16 protein-coding genes are annotated in these 18,856 nt (G+C 41.3%); 6 read left to right on the top strand and 10 right to left on the bottom strand.

Annotated features, from left to right (window positions below; translation table 11 throughout):
- Positions 1–59: 59 nt before the first annotated feature.
- Genes miaA through tsaE form a run of 3 tightly spaced genes read right to left on the bottom strand, consistent with a single transcriptional unit; the run spans position 60 to position 3,462 of the window.
- Positions 60–1,004 carry a tRNA (adenosine(37)-N6)-dimethylallyltransferase MiaA gene (gene miaA / locus FTV41_RS07655; protein ID WP_167845959.1) on the bottom strand — a complete coding sequence of 315 codons (945 nt, stop codon included), beginning with the start codon at positions 1,002–1,004 and terminating at the stop codon, positions 60–62.
- Positions 1,005–1,010: 6 nt separating this feature from the next.
- On the bottom strand, positions 1,011–2,993 hold the full coding sequence (mutL, locus tag FTV41_RS07650) for a DNA mismatch repair endonuclease MutL (protein ID WP_154320806.1): 1,983 nt from the start codon (positions 2,991–2,993) through the stop codon (positions 1,011–1,013).
- Entirely contained in the window at positions 2,986–3,462 is a 477-nt protein-coding gene (gene tsaE / locus FTV41_RS07645) for a tRNA (adenosine(37)-N6)-threonylcarbamoyltransferase complex ATPase subunit type 1 TsaE (protein ID WP_096901184.1), read from the bottom strand. Before tsaE ends, mutL begins: the two co-directional genes overlap by 8 nt.
- A gap of 216 nt (positions 3,463–3,678) precedes the next feature.
- Here tsaE and FTV41_RS07640 point away from each other — a divergent pair, with 216 nt between their 5' ends.
- The 3 genes from FTV41_RS07640 to FTV41_RS07630 all read left to right on the top strand — a co-directional run bounded on the left by FTV41_RS07640 (position 3,679) and on the right by FTV41_RS07630 (position 5,597).
- Positions 3,679–4,593 carry a pseudouridine synthase gene (locus tag FTV41_RS07640; protein ID WP_154320807.1) on the top strand — a complete coding sequence of 305 codons (915 nt, stop codon included), beginning with the start codon at positions 3,679–3,681 and terminating at the stop codon, positions 4,591–4,593.
- 110 nt (positions 4,594–4,703) lie between these two features.
- Positions 4,704–5,060: a type II toxin-antitoxin system RelB/DinJ family antitoxin gene (locus FTV41_RS07635; protein ID WP_179996367.1), complete on the top strand. Its 357-nt coding sequence runs from the start codon at positions 4,704–4,706 to the stop codon at positions 5,058–5,060.
- Between the two features lie 93 nt (positions 5,061–5,153).
- Positions 5,154–5,597 (top strand): GNAT family N-acetyltransferase, encoded by a 444-nt coding sequence (locus tag FTV41_RS07630; RefSeq protein ID WP_004976850.1) that lies wholly within the window; start codon positions 5,154–5,156, stop codon positions 5,595–5,597.
- Positions 5,598–5,698: 101 nt separating this feature from the next.
- Here the strand turns inward: FTV41_RS07630 and FTV41_RS07625 are convergent, their stop codons facing one another.
- Positions 5,699–6,421: a pseudouridine synthase gene (locus tag FTV41_RS07625; RefSeq protein ID WP_167845958.1), complete on the bottom strand. Its 723-nt coding sequence runs from the start codon at positions 6,419–6,421 to the stop codon at positions 5,699–5,701.
- A 159-nt stretch (positions 6,422–6,580) separates the two neighbouring features.
- On the opposite strand from FTV41_RS07625, the gene FTV41_RS07620 reads away from it, so the two are divergent.
- Complete coding sequence (locus tag FTV41_RS07620; protein ID WP_004976854.1) at positions 6,581–7,036, top strand: DUF441 domain-containing protein; 456 nt, start codon at positions 6,581–6,583, stop codon at positions 7,034–7,036.
- Positions 7,037–7,121: 85 nt separating this feature from the next.
- On the opposite strand, the gene FTV41_RS07615 is transcribed toward FTV41_RS07620, so the two are convergent.
- The 5 genes from FTV41_RS07615 to FTV41_RS07595 form a co-directional block, all read right to left on the bottom strand.
- The gene (locus tag FTV41_RS07615) at positions 7,122–8,297 is read right to left on the bottom strand and encodes an MFS transporter (protein ID WP_179996366.1); all 1,176 of its coding nucleotides are present in this window, start codon (positions 8,295–8,297) and stop codon (positions 7,122–7,124) included.
- A gap of 130 nt (positions 8,298–8,427) precedes the next feature.
- Complete coding sequence (locus tag FTV41_RS07610) at positions 8,428–9,348, bottom strand: LysR family transcriptional regulator (protein ID WP_131261626.1); 921 nt, start codon at positions 9,346–9,348, stop codon at positions 8,428–8,430.
- Positions 9,349–9,631: 283 nt separating this feature from the next.
- Entirely contained in the window at positions 9,632–10,615 is a 984-nt protein-coding gene (locus FTV41_RS07605; RefSeq protein WP_096901190.1) for an ion transporter, read from the bottom strand.
- Positions 10,616–10,755: 140 nt separating this feature from the next.
- A complete protein-coding gene (locus FTV41_RS07600; RefSeq protein ID WP_179990130.1) occupies positions 10,756–12,468 on the bottom strand; it encodes an AAA family ATPase in 1,713 nt (570 codons plus the stop codon).
- An 89-nt stretch (positions 12,469–12,557) separates the two neighbouring features.
- Positions 12,558–14,561 (bottom strand): hypothetical protein, encoded by a 2,004-nt coding sequence (locus FTV41_RS07595; protein ID WP_179996365.1) that lies wholly within the window; start codon positions 14,559–14,561, stop codon positions 12,558–12,560.
- Positions 14,562–15,017: 456 nt separating this feature from the next.
- Here FTV41_RS07595 and FTV41_RS07590 point away from each other — a divergent pair, with 456 nt between their 5' ends.
- Positions 15,018–16,190: an iron-containing alcohol dehydrogenase gene (locus tag FTV41_RS07590; protein WP_004976867.1), complete on the top strand. Its 1,173-nt coding sequence runs from the start codon at positions 15,018–15,020 to the stop codon at positions 16,188–16,190.
- A 247-nt stretch (positions 16,191–16,437) separates the two neighbouring features.
- Entirely contained in the window at positions 16,438–17,433 is a 996-nt protein-coding gene (locus FTV41_RS07585) for an alpha/beta hydrolase (RefSeq protein WP_179996364.1), read from the top strand.
- Between the two features lie 64 nt (positions 17,434–17,497).
- Here FTV41_RS07585 and FTV41_RS07580 read toward each other — a convergent pair whose 3' ends face one another.
- Positions 17,498–18,679, bottom strand: coding sequence for a transcriptional regulator (locus FTV41_RS07580; protein ID WP_179996363.1), 1,182 nt, complete (start codon positions 18,677–18,679; stop codon positions 17,498–17,500).
- Positions 18,680–18,856: the final 177 nt, after the last annotated feature.

Genomic DNA, 18,856 nt, shown 5'->3' with positions numbered 1-18,856 from the left:
AAAAACTATCTCTATTTTTCAATTAAAAATTATAAAAAAGACAGTAGGTAAATTTTGCTTTATCCGTAACAGTTTCGCAAGTCTTCTTGAGCCTGCTTTATCGTAAAATATGTGTGAAATTTATGCGATTCTTGCAACGATCTGAGCCAAGTATATTGACGTTTCGCGAGTTGTCGTGTCGCGAATAGCGCCTTATCCTCCATTTCCTGCATTTTTTCGCGACTTTCATCACCGTTTTGCAAAAACTCTAAAGCTTGACGATAGCCAACTGAACGCATAGAGGGTAAATTAGCATCTAAATCGTAATTTTCAATAAGATGTCGCACCTCATTCAAAAAACCCATTTCCCACATAATCTCTAAGCGTTTTTGAATACGCTGATGTAATTCTACCCGATCAGGCATCAAGGCGTGGTTATGAAAAGTGTAACGATATGGTACATTTTTAGGTTGTTCTGCTTGCAGTTGGGTAATTGGCGTTCCTGTTAATTTATAAACTTCTAGTGCACGAATAATACGTTGTTTATCTGATACCTTAAATTTTTCACCCGCCAGTGCATCTACTGCACACAACTCTGCATAGACCGCTTCCCAACCTTCGCGTGCAGCTTTATCTTCAATTTCTGCACGGACGTCGTAATTGGCACTGGGTAAATTGGAAGATAGTCCTTCAAGCAAAGCTTTAAAATACAGCATGGTTCCACCCACTAAAATTGGGGTTTTGCCACGCGCGTGCATATCATCAATTAAGGCACAAGCATCTTCCACAAACTGTGCAGCAGAATAAACTTCAAGCGGGCTGATAATATCAATCAAATGATGCGGATAACGCGCCTGTTCCGCTTTAGTTGGTTTGGCTGTACCAATATCCATATCTCGATAAACTAGCGCAGAATCGACTGAAATCAGCTCAAAATGCCCCATTTCATACAGCTCACATGCCAAAGCAGTTTTACCGCTTGCAGTTGGTCCCATTAAATTGATGACCGGCAATTGATTTGACATGTAACGCTACTCTCCTCGAGCAAAAAGTTTATCTAGTTGTGCCAATGGAAAGGCACGCCAAGTCGGGCGACCATGATTACATTGGCTAGCAAATTCGGTTTGTTCCATTTGACGCAATAAGGCATTCATTTCAGAAAGACTTAACATCCGATGTGCACGTACTGCACTATGACATGCCATTCCCGCCAAAATATGATCACGCTTTTGCAGTAACGCCTGCGCTTCATCATTTGGGTCTAAATCATCAAGTAATTCAGGAATTAATTCGGCAAAATCTGCCTTATGCAAAATCGCGGGCACACCGCGCACAATGACCTGTTCATCGCCATATTGGTCTATTTCCAAGCCCAGTCGTGCCAATTGTTCTTTTAAATCATCCACCCGCATGGCTTGCATGCGGCTAATGCTGATAACTTTGGGGATCAGCAATTGCTGCGAAGTCCAAAACTCAGGTTTATCCCAAGCGGCTTTCATCTGTTGCAACACAATTCGTTCATGGGCGGCATGCATATCTACAATAATCAAGCCTTCACTGTTTTGCGCCAGAATGTAAATACCATGCAATTGCGCAATTGCAATGCCGAGCGGATGCTCATCCACCGCAGGTGTTGTGTTTGTTTGCGTAAGATTGGCTGAGTCTTGATCTAGATCACGTAAAGGCGCGAGATAGCTTTTTAAAGCATTGTTGAGCTGTTGCGAACCTTGATAATTACTCTGCACAGGTCGGTTATATTGAACTGTCTGCGGCTGACTCTGATTAAAATCGGTAAGTAACTCACTTCCCGCTTGTGAAGCGGGCTGCATCGTGTACGCATCTACTGCATCGTCAGCGGAATTGTAAGGATTTGCCTCGGCATGTTTGTGCAGTAAAAATTGTTCCTGATAACGCGGTTGCACCACATAAGGCGCAGCTTGTTCGATAGGATCGGCTTTCATGGCTGTAGCTAAATCTGCAGTTGCAGTTTGAAATTGCGCTAAGGTTTCTTTGGCGTAATGTCTTACAAACTCATGAACTTCTCGCTGATTTAAAAAGCGAATTTCATGCTTGGTCGGATGCACATTGACATCAATATTTTCAGGTTCTACTTCTAAAAATAGCAAATATGCAGCATGTTGATGTCCATGCAAAATACCTTCGTATGCCATACGCAAAGCATGGGAGATGGTCTTGTCTTTTACAATACGTCCATTCACATACACATACTGTAAATCGGCTTGTGAACGTGCATCGGAAGGATGCCCCAACCAACCCGATAAGCGCATGGTGACACTATCAGCATCAATCCAATAGGCATTTTCGACAAAGTTTCGTCCTAAAAGTTGCTGCACGCGCTGAAAACGCAATTCGCCACTGTCTGCAATGGGTAAATTCAGTTTAATGCTGTCGTTGTGTTCCAAAACAAAACGAATATCAAAATGTGTCAGCGCCAAACGACGGACAATTTCTTCAATATGTCCAAATTCTGTACCTGCTTTTTTCAGGAACTTACGTCGTGCAGGCACATTAAAAAATAAATCCTGCACCCGAATATGTGTGCCTTTTTGTGCAGCAACGGCCTGAATATCTTGATGGTCAAAGGCAGTGCCATTGACTTCAACCTGATAACCAACACCATCTTCAGTTTGGCTGCTGACCAAAGTCAAACGCGATACTGCTGCAATTGATGCCAGTGCTTCACCACGAAAGCCTAAACTGACAATAGCATGTAAATCATCAGCCGTTTGAATTTTACTGGTCGCGTGACGAGTCACCGCCAAAGGCAAATCTTCAGCATGAATGCCACGACCATTATCAATAATTTCAATGAGTGTACTGCCGCCTTGTGCCACCCGAATAATTAGCTCGGTTGCACCTGCATCAATGGAGTTTTCTAGTAGTTCTTTGACCACAGAGGCAGGACGTTCAATCACCTCACCTGCAGCAATTTGGTTGGCTAAGGCAGGTTCAAGCGTGTGGATCCGACGTAGATTTAACACATCATTAGGCATGATTAAATTGTTGCTCCAAAGCTTGTTGTAATGCAACCGAAGACGAACTTAGCGTTGCAGTACGGCTTAATTCATCTTCCGATTTTTTAATTTCAATGATCAGGTCTGCGGGCGGAATTTCATCGCCACCTTTTGATGGCCATTCAAATAAAAACAAGGCATTTGGGGTTTCTAAATAATCACGAATGCCCATCAGCTCTAATTCATAAGGATCATTTAAACGATATAAATCAAAATGAAAAATATCTTGTCCTTGTATTTGATAAGGTTCCACCAAGGTGTAAGTCGGGCTTTTAACCGCGCCCTGATGCCCCAAATGCTGTAGAAAATAACGCGATAAAGTGGTTTTTCCTGCGCCTAAATCACCAATTAAATAAATCACACCCGACCGAAAATGCGTTGCCAAAACCTGCGCCAGATTTTGGGTATCTTGCTCATTATTTAAAGCCAAATTAAATGAATACTGCATAACGCTCACGACATGATTCAAAAGACCAATTATGATAGCATCGCACTGCTTTAAAGCCTATGTACTGATGGATAAAACTGTGTAAATGTGGACAATTTATAACAAGTTTAGACAAGGCAATGAATCAAGATTATTAAGCTTAGCACCCAAACTGCTTAGGCTATTTTCAATATGATGAAAAAGAAACTCTCCCACCTGAATATGAGCAATTTGCAGATGAAGTCGACTCATCCCAACACCTTTGTTCCACCCATGCTAGATGGTGTGAGCGCCAGCAAATTGCATTTACCCAAATTAAGCACACAGCCTGAATCAATTTTTCGTTATTTATGTGCCCAGTTTGCCCATATTTCTGCACAGGAATGGCTGCAACGCTTTGAGGATGGTCTGGTTTATGATGCCGAAGGCAAGCGTTTAGATTTAGATACACCTTATAGCGCACATCAGGATATTTTTTATTATCGTTTTTTAGCGCATGAAGTTGCCGTGCCTTTTCAGCATCAAGTTTTATTTGAAAATGAACACTTATTGGTTGTAGATAAACCACATTTTTTGACCATGAGCCCTACAGGGCAATATGTACAAGAAACCCTATTAGTACGCTTAAAAAAACAAACACAGAATGAGCAGCTCACACCTATTCATCGTTTAGACCGCGAAACTGCGGGTGTGGTGCTGTTTTCCAAACAACCAGAAACTCGGGCGGTGTATCAGCAATTATTTGCAGAACGTCAGGTGCAAAAAACCTACCATGCCATTGCGCCTTATCAAGCTAATTTGTCACTACCATGTACTGTGCAATTACGCATGGAAAAAGGTGAACCTTTTTATTTGATGCACGTCGTGGCAGGCACACCTAACAGCGAAACAGAAATTCGTTTGCTTGAACATAATCAAACATGGGCAAAATATGAATTAAAGCCTACAACAGGCAAGCAGCACCAACTGCGTGTGCATTTAAATAGCTTAGGTATTGCGATTAAGAACGACCCGTTTTATCCCATTTTACAGCACAAACAAGCAGATGATTTTTCTGCACCGCTACAATTGCTTGCCAAGCATTTAAGTTTTTTTGACCCGATTAGCCAGCAACAATTCCACTTTAGCGCACAGCAAGAATTGACATTGTAATATGTTTGTCATTACAAAATAGTAGATTTTCGTTGTAGTCATATTGAAATTACAAATGAATTGTTTACAATATTGCTAAAATTTAAATCTATTTCCTTCTATTAAAAATTATGAGAAAAACTGAAGTCTATCAAGTACGCTTGGACTCTCAAGAGAAAAAACAAGCCTTTGCTGTGTTTAAACAGTTGGGGATTACGCCTGCGCAAGCGGTACGTTTGTTTTTTAAGCAAGTCGTGCTGACTAAATCAATTCCCTTTTCAATTGAAAATCAGAATATTAATCTGGAACAATTGATTAAGTTACGCAAATTAAAACAAGAGCAAAAAGCAACGCTAGTGGATGCAACCCTAAGCAATGAAGCATCTGTAACTGGCAATAATAGTGTTGAAGATTTTGAACTGGATGATGAACATCTAGACTTGTTTGATGAACTCAATGCAATTTTGGGTGAAACTGACAAAAATTAACAGTGTTGCATTTTTAAACAATTCTTTAAAAATTTACTTTAAAAACTTAGCTATGCTTCATGCAAGGACAATAAAAAAGCATGGAGTATCGTAATGATTGTAAGACGTGCCACTTTAGAAGACTTAGACCAGCTTGCTGTATTGTTCGATGAGTATCGTCAGTTTTATGGTGCATCCTCGAATTTAAGCCTTTCAGCAGCATTCTTAAAACAGCGTTTTGAAAATCAGGAAAGTGTGATTTTCATTCATATTAAAGATCAAAAAATCACTGGATTTGTATTACTTTATTTAGGCTTTTCTTCGGTTGCCTGCTCGACCTACTATATTTTAGATGACGTTTATGTCACCCCTGTTTTTAGACGACAAGGTTCGGCCAAACAGCTCATTGATACTGCAATTTTATTTGCACGACATGAAAATGCGCTACGGATTAGCCTTGAAACACAAAAAAGTAATTACCAATCCCACCAATTGTATGAAAAGATGGGCTTTGTCAAAGATGATGAATTCCAGACTTATCACTGCTTTTTAAAATAGTCACCTGATCTGACGATTACGGCTTTAGGCAAAGGGTTTAAATTTAATCTGACGTAAGCCATTGATCATAAGCTATTGATGAAAGTTCAGCAGAACCTCATTTATTCCATACGGTTTTTTGCCAATTCGACTTGTTCAGGGCTTAAATACATCCATTCACCCACATCTAAAGCCAAATCAGTCAAGTTTAATGCACCAACTTGCTGACGATGTAATTGTTCTACTTTATTGCCCACTGCTGCCAGCATACGTTTAACTTGGTGATAAACACCTTGATGAATGGTCATCTGCAATTCATGTTCAGCAAGCTGTTGTACCTCTGTTGCAGCAAATGTCCCTGATTCATTGCGCAATGCGACACCCTGCTCAAGTTGCTGAATTTGTGTTGCATTAATCGGGTCTGCGGTGTGCATAGCATACACTTTTGCCACATGCTTTTTAGGATGGGTCAATGCTTGTAAAAACTGTCCATCATCCGTCAGCAATAACAGCCCTGTGGTGTCCTGATCTAAGCGTCCAACACACTGCAAACCACGATTCAGCAATACATCATCAAACAAGTCAAACACACTAAAATGATGGGTCGCCTGATGCGAACACTCATAGCCTTGTGGTTTATGTAAGGCGATATAGACCTTTTCACGATATTGATAATTTTGCCCATACACCGAAAATTGCAAAACCGTTTCAGGCGCAATTTTTATCGCGAATTTAGGATTGGTCTGGGTTTCGCCCATAATGGTGACTGCACCATTTTTAATGAGTTGTTGGCAATGTTTACGTGATCCAAAGCCTTGTGATTGCAACATTTTTTCCAACAACATGATGAGCGACCTAATGATAAAAAGTATAAATATATTTGCTGCTATTCTAAACCAAATACACCGTAAATTCTGAACACATTGCGTACCTTGCCCGCTTGTAGTTCAAAACAGTTACAATAACTGCACTTTTCCAATTTATTTCCCCTTTTATGGATCACCATGCTCTCTCAATTAGACCTTAACCTGATGGTGCTGATCGTTCTACTCGCATGCGGTATTTTTAGCCAAAATACGGCTGTGACCATTGCCGCAGCAGTACTGATTGTTTTTAGAATTACGCCGCTAAGTGAATTTTTCCCACTATTGCAGCAGCATGGCTTAAATCTGGGCATTATCATTCTCACCATTGGCGTACTGACACCGATTGCCAGTGGCAAACTTCCAGGCGAAGCAATTCTAAAATCTTTCCTGAGTTGGAAATCTTTACTTGCGATTGCAATTGGTGTTTTTGTGGCATGGTTAGGCGGGCGTGGTGTCAAGCTCATGACCAATCAGCCTGATGTGGTCGCAGGCTTATTGATTGGTACAGTCGCAGGTGTTGCTGTGCTACGTGGCGTGCCTGTGGGACCACTGATTGCAGCAGGAATTCTCACCTTGTTTATTGGCTATTCTTAACATAGATTTAGGGACGCTTGGTTTAGATGGTTTTGCTTGAATTCATCGTCTTGTATCAACCAATTTCAATAAAAACCATCCAAATCTAAGCCACTTTGCGAAACAAGATAGATGTTAATATCATTCCCATTGCAGATAAAACGGCCATTAAAGTACCAACCCAAAGCCATGTTCCTGTGGCAGATACGATCGCTGCGACCACAGGCGGCAATAAAAATTGTGAAATTGCCGAGCACTGCAACACCAAACCTACGGTGGTACTAATCGCAATCGGTTGTGGTGCAAAATTAAGTACTTGCGCAAATACCACAGCTGCGACTAAACCACCAAATAAAGAGAAATGGATGACCAATAAAAACTGCACAATGAATGGTAAAACATCACGCAAAATATAAAAACTCAGTGCGCATAGCATCAATATCGCAAAACCCATTTGCATCAACACTTGCGTTCTCAGCCCACGCTGTAATAACAACCCACATACAAATGTACCCACCGCATTTGCCATTGCAACCATAGCTGTGAGCACACCTGCGGTTTGTAAAGATATTTGATATTGCTGATAAATGGTCGGCAAAAAACCCACCAAACTGAACCACTGCCCTGCATAAACACCAAAAACCAAAGCCAATATCCATGCGGGTGGATGGCTCAAAGTGCTTTTAATCAGTTCAAAGATGGCTATGGCTTGCGTGCTGATCTGCACACTTGGTACGGCTTTATAAATGATGATTGCGAGCGCAAAGGATAACAATCCCAAACACATCCACACGCCTTGCCAATCCAAGATGGGCAGTAAAAACGGCGTACTTAGTAAACCAATACCCATCCCACCGCCCATATAGGCACTCCACAGCCCCATTTTGGCAGGCAACTGCTCCACTGCAACCAGTTGACGAATAAATGCAGGGCCGCTGAGTGTAATCAGTAAAAAGCCAAAACCTTCAATTACACGCAGACTTAATAGTGCGGAAAAGCTATGTACAAAACCACCAACAAAACTTGCACCTGCCAATAAAGACAAACCCAAAAGTACACAGCGTTTTAAGCCAATTTTTGCGGTATAACTGCCTAGCAACAACGCCAAAGACATGCCCGCAGCTTGTACCAAAGACAGCAAAAAACCTGCCTGAACCAAACTAATTCCGAGTTCAGCTTGTAGGATGGGTACAGTCGGTGGCAACTTGCCAATATGCATTGCTGCCATAAAACCCGCAGCAACAATCCACAAATCCTTTGTCAGCCAACGTACCGAACTCACTGCGCTCTCCCTTAATTTTCGCAAGGCAAGCTTAGCAAGAACATCTCACTGTTTTTAGTGGAGATTTAGATGAGCTTAGTGTTTTTAGCGATAAATTAGCATTCTCTTTACGATGCTGATCGTACGATTTTTAACTTGAATAATACTGCGTGCGTTTTTGGGAAAATTTCTCTAATTGCTTCAAAAAGCCTTCAAAATAGCACTTTTCTTTTTCTTCGCTACGATAACCCGCATACAAGGTACGGCGTAATCCTCCCGCAGCAACGCAGTCTAAACGACGTGAAGTTACCCAGCCTTTTTGCTCATATTCATTCACCACCCAATCTGGCAATGCGCCAATCCCTCGCCCACTCGCCACCAGTTGAATCAACATTTGGGTTAAATCTGTAGTACGAATAGCTTTTGGCTGAATATTGGCTGGAATGAATAGCTTAGACATAATATCTAAACGGTGTTTATCGACAGGATAGGTAATCAGGGTTTCTTCTGCCAACTCCTGTACGGTAATGCGCTCGGCACGTACTAAAGGATGAGTATTTGACAACACCAAACGCGATTCATATTCAAAAATTGGAAAATATTCGATACCTTTTAAGGCAATCGGGTCTGCGGTAATCAATAAATCAAATTCTGCGTTTTGCAATAATTCATGCGGATTGGCTTCAAAACCTGAAGCAAAATCTAAATCTACATCAGGGTATTGCTGACGATATTGATTCAGCAGCGGCATCAACCAGTCAAAGCAACTATGACATTCCGAAGAAAAAATAATTCGCCCCGTTTGACCATGCACAATGCGGGTAATATCAGTTTGGGTGATTTGAATTTGTGGCAGGACATCATCCGCCAGTTTCAATAAACGCTGTCCGACATTGGAAAATGTCACAGGGCGACTACGACGGTTCACCACTTCTACGCCATACCAATGATCTAGTTCTTTGAGTTGATGAGAAATGGCAGATGGCGTCAGACATAAATCATTGGCGGCAGCAACCAAAGAACCATGTTCACGCAGGGCTGATAGCGTTTTTAAGTGGCGAATTTCAAGCATTGCTTGTTCCTAGTTTTTCAAGTTATTGACTGCATGTTTAGACCTAGGTCGCATTTTTATTTTGCAAAATAAGAAACAAAGCCAAACATGATTCAATTTAATAATGAATTAATTTAATCTTAGCATGTAAATAATGAGTTTTCTTCATCTTAGTTTTTATTCGATGATATTTACTACGAAATCAATACAATTCCATAAAAATAATATGGCTTTCAGCAAGCATGTTTTAGGCTTCCAACGTGCAGAGCCAAACTAGAATTGAAATTCTCAACCCAAGCCTCGCTTACTCCGACAACTTCTCTCCACAATGTGGGCAGTATTTATAAGGCTCCTGTTCTAAACGCAGCTCTTCTTCACGACGCTCACGAATTAACTGCAATAAAATATCTTGGGTTTGCTCAGTGGTTAAACCGACTTGTTTGCGTAAATCTTCAATTTTTTCTTGATCATTTAACAGATCAATCTCACTATTTTGCAATAGCTCTCTAAATTTCAACCCTAAATGCTGCTTACGTTGTTCAAGTTCGTTGGCTAAACCTGTGGCTAAAATACCTGCAGGCAATGCTGCCAAGCCGACACCCAATACCGTAATTAACGCACCTAAAATTCTGCCCCAAGGGGTAATTGGTGTGACATCGCCATAACCGACTGTGGTTAAAGTCACCACTGCCCACCACATCGAAGCGGGAATTGAGCTAAAGGCTTCAGGCTGTGCCTTGCTTTCCACCACATACACACCTGCGGCAGACATCACAATCATAATAGAGAGAATAAAAATGACTGCCTGAAATGATCCTTTTTCCCGTTCGATCACTCTTAATAAAATTTGCAATGATACAAAGTAACGTGTCAGTTTTAACAAACGCAGCAAACGTAAAATTCTTAGGAACCGTAAATCTAGATGCACAAAGAAGTTAATATAAGCAGGTAGAATCGCCAACAAATCTATAATTGCCCCACCGCTGGTAAGCCATTTTACACGCTGTTTCCACGGCGAAATAAACGGGTCTTTTTCGGCAATACTCCAAATCCGCAGCAAATATTCAAGCGTAAACACTGCGATGGAAAAGTTTTCAAAATGGTCAAAAAATACCTGATAGGCAAGATAGACATCATTCACCGACTCTAAAATAACCGCACTGGCATTGCCTAAAATCAGTAAAATTAAAAAATAGTTAATGCAACGACTAAACCATGTTTCATAGTCATCGTCGTGTAAGTTGTTATAGACAAATTTTCGAAATGTGTACCACGGTGTAAATGCCATACCGAATATTATATTTTAAGGCTTACAGTGATGGCAGTTTAACCGAAGTTTTTCTCAAAACGATAGTATTTTATGTGACGTTAAGCGGGCATTTTTAATGCAGAATTGCAGTATAAGTCATCATTATCCAAATGACTAAACTACTGAATAAACAGCAATGCTAAACGCACCTGATCATAGCCCATGCGTGGACTAGTCGCTTCAACAATCGGGCGCAGTTTAATTGCGCCATCATCGCTGAAGTGCTCTGCATTTTGACGCTTCATTAATCGCTTATAAATTTTACGGACCTCTTCCACCACTTCTTCACCTGGATGTGCCACTGAAATATCCAGATTTTGTTCTTTTTGCAAACGTGCCAAATGGTTGATAATAGTTGCAGGAGTTAAACCTCGCTCTACTGCAATATCCTGAATATCATAACCTTCTTCAAATAAAGCGCGGGTTTCATCTAACGTGGCAGTCGCATAATTGGTTTTTCCACCTTTGGCAATTTTCTTTTCATTGCGCAAAATTTCGGTTTCGTTCAACGTGCCACCACAGTGACGAATAAATGCATTATGTTGTGGTGTTAAATCCAACAGCTCATAGTGCGTTTCAGCTTCTTCAGACAATTCCTGAAAACGGCGGTCAGCCTTAATCGCTAAACTGTCGAGTTCCAAAGCTTGGCTATTAAATCCCAATAAACGCAAACCGCTTAACGATTTTAATCGTGACAACGCCACATAACCCTGCCCTTTTTCAAAAGTATGGCTAAGATTGATTTCTGCCGCTTCTAAGGTCATACCTTGTGATTTGTGGATGGTAATTGCCCATGCCAAACGCAGCGGAATTTGCTGGAAACTGGCAATGGTTTTGCCTGCATCATTATCCACCGACCAAGTTTCAGGCTCGACCAGTAATACTGTGCCATCGGTCAATTTTACTTTAGGCAAAATACCGTGATCGTCATCTTCTTCAAAGCCAATCACTTCGCCCAAACTGCCGTTGATATAGCCCATATCGAAGTTGTTTTTAACAAACATCACTTTGGCATGTTTTTTTAGATTTAAAATTTCAGGCGCACGTACGGATGATTTCAGCGTTTCAATCAACTTTTCATTGCCATCACACACGGCATCAAACTGCTTGCTCTCAGTTTCAATTTCATTCAGATGCTTAAAGTTGATATTGTCCACGTCCATATTGTGCGTATATAAACGTGTGAAAGTGTCGCCAATATCTTGATGGCGGGTGTGCTCCAAAGCCTGAATATGTTGATGATCAATACTTTGTGCACGAATTGCATTGAGAATGTCATTTAAATAATCGTCGCCCTGACGGTGCTGCTCAGTTAAATAACAGACTCGAAATTTAGCTTCGACCCACGCCTCTGACATAAAACAGAACTTGTCACGATTGCGCTCATCGTTTTTTCCTACAGGCGGTAACTGGAAAAAATCTCCTGCAACAATCACCTGAATGCCGCCAAAGGCTTCATCACTGTCTTTAAAATATTTTAAAACCTGATTGACTAAATTCAGTTGCTTGGCATGCAACATCGAAATTTCATCAATAATCAACACTTGCGCATTTTCTAAATGTTCTTTGAGATATTTGCGCTCTTTCATATTTTTTAGGTCGGCATCGGACAAAAAGTCTTTAATACCAATACCTGCCCACGTGTGAATGGTCATGCCATTCATATGCGTTGCAGCAATACCTGTAGATGCTGTAATGGCTACAGGTACTTTTCGTGCTTTTAAATAATTGATGTATTGATTCAGGGTATAGGTTTTACCCGCACCAGCAGAGCCTGTTAAAAAGACATTTTCGCCTGCTTTTAAAAGTTTAAGTGCAGTTTCCTGTTTCATAAGACCTATACCATTGCTGAACGGCTATAGCCTAACGAGTTTTTGCCTAAAAGTTAAGGCTCAAGTCTGCGAATACGACAACTGTTGTCTTATGCTTTAGCTGGCAATTGTGGATTCAGCCATGCAATAAACTGCTCTGCAATGGTCACCAGTAACTGTTCCGCTTTTTGATTATTCGGATATTCCAACTGATCAAATTCAAGTTGCCCCTGCCGAAAATGACAGCCCAGAGTCAATTGCTGCGCATAATGTGGCGATGCCATGTGAAAAGCCACATATTGCCCTTCACTCATTAGCTTGGCATAGCTAAGTGCCAAACAGTGTTTAAAGTTTTTCGATTCTTCAATAATACGGTCTAAATCGGTCAGTTCTTCAAAACACCAACCTGAAAAGTACAATATTTGCTGCGGGCTTTTCGCCTGCCATGTGCTACACGGAATTTCTTTTTTCAGTTTGGCAAATAGCTCTGCTTTATACACTTGTTGATGCCAACGCACCGCCTGATGAAACAGCCCCAACCAACTCAGACTTTTAGGAATATGCGTATGCGCTGCAAAATATTCCAGTAAATAGTCACGCACATAACTGTCAAACACTGAAACTCGCGTATGCTGCGCCCGTAAATAAAAACGCTGCCTAAAATCATCGGGTTGAAGCTGATAACGCTGCAATACCGTATAAAAGTCACGCTGCTGCTGACTCTCGGGCTGAATATAATCCAACAAAGCGGGTGGTAAATCCTGTGTGATTTGCTGTAAATACAACATATAACTTTGCATGACACGACTCAAACGTCTAAATACATGTTTCACCAAATACTCATCTTGCTGCGCCACTGTTTTTAGCAAACTCATCCATTCATCCAAATACAAAATGGAAGGACTAATCGCAACGCGTGGATCATCTACAGATTGTTTTTCACCATGTGGCATTAGGCTGACATTATGTGCATGCGCAAACCACGCCTGCTGTGTCGCATACACATTACAGCTTTGAATAAACATACGCGCCGCAGAATATTGAAAATATTGCAAAGTTGCCAAAATAATCCGTGGATGTGCCTGACTACAATCGACAAAACTGAGCGCTGTCACTGCGACCCGCACACTGGTGTGCTGCATATTTAAACTGAGCCAATCCAACATTTGTGCAGACTGTTTAAACAGCCAGTTCACCGCTCGTGGATAATCAAATAACGGCAGTTTGGCAACCTTCTTTTGCCAAATTAAAGGACAGGATTTTAAGAAATGCGGTTTTGCCAATGCATCGGAACGCTGCCACACTTCTCGGTGCATTAAACGGGCAAAACCCAGTAAATGACCATGTTCTTCGGCATGCCGATACAACAACTGAATATCATCCTGATGGTCAATTAAATCTTGTAAATTAAAACGCTCAGGAAAGGACACCGCCAAAATACGATACATGGCTTTAGGCAAAAACTGTGTTGCACTAAAACAAAAATCATCATAACTGTGCATTAAGGCTTGCACAGGCAAAAAGGTATCACCCTCAATAAATTCTAAAGCACACAATGCAGATAAAGCAGTCAAAGTTTCCTCTGGAATGACCGCACCATGCTGTACAGCACCTGTAAAAACAGCGTGTTGGGCATAATCAGACTGAATCAAGGCTTGATCTAAAATCTGAGCCTGTACACCATCTAAATGCAGCAGCAACTGTTGAACACGTGCAGCACCATCCACCCACATATAGGCTTGCTGCATAATCAGATGTCGTAATTGCTGCGCCTGATTACGCAAAAATAAGGAGTGTTGTGGCTTTAAATCGCCCGTGTGAAACTGTAAATCATGCAGAAAAAAATCTTCAAACGCTTCTTGATGCAGCCCCGCAAACTCAAACTGCGTCTGAATTAAACTAGGGTTAGATTTAGGCGGATAAAATTCAAGGCTAAATAGACCGTTTAGCAATTCAACCCGATGCTGCAAAGGATCGATCCGAAACAAATTTTGTGCTGTAAAATGTCCAACCAAATCCATTTGATCTTGATAGATTTCTGCGGCCACACTGGAAATACGAACCAATTGCTGTGCAACGGCATGCAACTGGCTATGCTGGCAAATTGGCTGCATATACGCTCCTCATGCTTAAGTGCGGTCTATCTAAGTGTCATCTTATTTTTATTTGATTGCACCGACTAGACCCATCACGTGATACATCCCTATTTTTTGTTTTTTATTTCCATCTGCAAAAAGTGGACAATTCTTCAATCGAGCTTAAGCCACTTATTAATTGAATTACACCTGAAATTTATGTGAACGGTATCTACACCTTAAAATTAGAGATACAAAAACACTATAAACAAGATTTAAGCCCTTGCCTATAGCCTGCGCACAACTTCAGAAAAAATAAAAACCCATTAAAAAACAAATAAATTTCAATTGATTAGTTTGCATTATTTACTCAGAAAATAGGGTTGGTGTTTGGTAGGTAGGATTTCACCACAAAGCATTGAATACTCAAATCACGGTTCAACACCGCGATAACAACACATTATTCCAATACCCAATGCAAGAAGGAATCTGAGCATGGCTTTTAAAAATATTGCAGATCAAACCAACGGTTTTTATATTCCTTGTGTGTCTCTCTTCGGCCCTGGTTGTGCCAAAGAAATTGGCGTAAGAGCGCAAAATTTAGGTGCTAAAAAAGCCCTGATTGTGACAGATGAAGGACTGTTTAAATTTGGCGTAGCCGATACCATTGCAGGCTATCTCACCGAAGCAGGCGTTGCTAGCCATATCTTTGCAGGTGCTGAGCCAAACCCAACCGACATTAACGTACATAAAGGTGTCGATGCCTACAATGCCAATCAATGCGACTTTATTGTGTCTTTAGGTGGCGGTTCTTCACACGACTGTGCCAAAGGCATTGGCTTAGTTACCGCAGGTGGTGGGCATATTCGTGATTATGAAGGCATTGATAAAAGTACCGTGCCAATGACTCCACTAATTGCCATTAACACCACAGCAGGTACAGCATCGGAAATGACCCGTTTCTGTATCATTACCAATACCGACACGCACGTTAAAATGGCAATTGTCGATTGGCGCTGCACACCACTCATCGCCATTGATGATCCAAAACTCATGATTGCCAAACCTGCAGGTTTAACCGCAGCAACAGGCATGGATGCCTTAACCCATGCTGTAGAAGCCTACGTTTCAACTGCAGCCAATCCTATTACCGATGCCTGCGCTGAAAAAGCTATTCGTATGATTAGCCAGTGGCTTAGCCCTGCCGTGGCAAATGGTGAAAATATTGAAGCACGTGATGCCATGAGCTATGCGCAATATTTGGCTGGTATGGCATTTAATAATGCCTCATTGGGTTATGTGCATGCCATGGCGCATCAACTCGGTGGTTTCTACAACTTGCCGCACGGCGTCTGTAATGCAATTTTACTGCCGCATGTTTGCGAATTTAACCTGATTGCCTGCCCTGAGCGTTATGCAGATATTGCAGAATTGATGGGAGTCAATACTGACGGATTAACCACCACAGAAGCCGCCTATGCCGCAATTGATGCAATTCGTGAATTATCTAGCTCAATTGGTATTCCAACAGGTTTAGCAGAGTTAGGCGTGAAAGAAGATGACTTGGCGATTATGGCTGAAAATGCACAAAAAGATGCCTGCATGCTCACCAACCCACGTAAAGCCAATCATGCACAAGTGGTCGAAATTTTTAAAGCCGCGATGTAATTTGAATCTCCTGCTGAGTGAATCAAGATTTGCTCAGCATCTCCCATCCTTTTTTTCAATTTTCCTCTTTTGCTGTTTTATTTTTATCCTTCCCTTTGGCAGAACCATCTCAGATGCGTTCTGCTTTTTTTGCTGTTCAGAACAAAATGAACTCGCAGCATAAAACTAAAGCGATTTAGATGCAGAGGGTTTGCATAATTCAATTTGACAAATGCGCACAGCTCATCAAGGATATAGTCAAAATAAAATGGATGACGAACACCTTATGCTGTTAAGTAAAAAACAAAAAACAACACCAAGCTATCAACCCGATATTTTGGGTGCCGATTACCAACAAATGACGCTGGATTTTCCTTCGGATTATGAAGGCAAAGTGATTGCTACCTTGGTACGCAAAAAAGCCGAACAAGAAACCCGTAAAGCAGTACTTTATATTCATGGTTTTATTGACTATTTTTTTCAAACAGAAATGGCAGACCAGTTTAATCATCACGGTTATGACTTTTATGCCCTAGATTTACGTAAATATGGGCGTTCGCATTTGTCACATCAACATTGGTACAATGTGCGCAGCTTGTCTGAATATGATGCAGAAATTTCCGCTGCACTTGAGCAAATTGCCACAGAAGAACATGATTCGGTAATTTTGGCAGGACATTCAACAGGTGGATTAATCACCACGTTATATGTAGCACATCATCCCAATCATCCACTGATTCGTGGTTTATGGTGTAACAGCCCTTTTTATGATTTCAATATGAGCGAGATTGAGAAAAAATTCGGCATTCCTCGTTTGAGCCAATTGGGCAAATTGCTGCCAGAAATGAAATTTCCAAGCCGCCTTAATCCATTTTATGTACCAAGTCTACACAAACAATATCATGGTGAATGGTTATTTAATTTGGAATGGAAGAAACCGCGTTATCCAAAAGTGCGATTAAGTTTTGTACGTGCAATTCATGAAGCGCAAAAAGAAATTCATGCCAGTGTGCATTTGGGAGTACCCACCTTAATTATGCATGCGAGTCAAAGTAGTTATCCACGCCAATGGAATGAGATTGCGCAACGCACTGACGTAATTTTGGATGTTGCGGATATGCAAAAATATGGGCATCACATGCATGGTGATATTCAGCTTTGCCAAATTGAAGATGGCGTGCATGATTTGGTGCTTTCTGCGCCAGAAGTCCGCGCGGAAGTGTATCAGTCCTTGTTTGACTGGTTAAACCGCAAAGGGCTGTAAAAACTAAAAAAAACAGTAAGACTAAAGGACAGTGAAATGAAAGCCTAAAGACTTGATTCGTCATTTAGGCTTTGTATTTTAATAAAATTTGATGTGCAGGATGATGCTTTGGCATCAGTTCAATTAAACGCTCTACCGCATCAATCGCTTCAGGGCTATGCGCCAAATGTTTCAGCAATACATCGGTATCTTGTGCATTAAAAATGGCATCACTCAGGCGAGATTCTAAGCAATCTCGCCATGCACATAAAAATGGACTTTCAGTTTTCGCCAAAAATACTCCTGCACACGTTTGTAAGGCAGACTGCACATAACCAGCATCTAAAGCCTGCTCGGCTTGTAAAAAATCGGCTTCTATATGCGCCAAAATTCGGTAAGGACGCGAACCAAGCATCCCGCCTAGAATATCACGTAATTGAGACATCTCAGCTTTAAGCGTGCCCATACTGACTTTACGCTCACCATATAGAGCTTGGTGTAAAGTATCTAAACTCATGCCTTGTGGACAAAGTGCTAAAATCACCAATATTTCAATTTGACGCGGTGTCATCACCACCACTTTGCCATTAAATAACACCTGTGGCACGCGAAACGCGCGAATATAAAGCTGCTGTTTTTGCTGATCAAGCAGTGCATTTTGAATCAAAGAAGCACAGCGTTCTGCTGCCAACATCCCCAAACTGTTATGGTTTTTCCAAGTAGTCGATAAATCAATTACACCCAATACTTGTTTGGAATAAGGGTCTAAAATAGGCGCTGCATAACAAACCCAGTCATGTAACGATGACATAAAGTGTTCACTGGAAAATACACAACTTGCTTGCTGCGTTTTAAGTGACAAAGCCAAAGCATTGGTACCTACCAACTCCTCACGCCACTGCCCGCCCTCTACAAAATGCACCTGTTCCGCCACATTACGCATTTGCGCGCTCGCTGCCGTCCAAATAATTGTACTGCCCACATCGCCCACGGCTGCCACCATGTTGGACTGCTGTGCTATATGTCTTAAATCTTCTGCACAGTTTTGCACAGCACGTTGTAAAGCCGAACCGCCTTGCGGATGCAATAAACGAGAATTTAACGGGGCTGCCAGCCGATCAACAGGAATTTCCGCAATTTGAGAGCGTTGCCAAGAATTTAAAATACTCTGCTGAATTTGCTGCGCATGCAGCGGCGATAAACTACTTCTTTGTCTAAACTGTTCAATATGCTGTCTTTTTTCCAATAGGTCTTGTTTTTTCATCATTATTGATTCTCACAATCCTGTGGGCATTACATCCATTGTACCGCTTACTTTTGTAAGGATTTGTTCATTGCTTGTAAACCTGCAACTTTCCAACCTTTTTCCAACCTTATATTGGTATGCTAAACAAATAGCGTACCAAAGTACCTTATACCTTAGCCGTAAATTTAACCTGATTTT

The organism is Acinetobacter sp. YH16051, assembly GCF_013417135.1.
Taxonomy (GTDB): Bacteria; Pseudomonadota; Gammaproteobacteria; order Pseudomonadales; family Moraxellaceae; genus Acinetobacter; species Acinetobacter towneri.
Note: the sequence above shows the minus strand (reverse complement) of the source record. Positions and strands in the feature narration are given on the sequence as shown.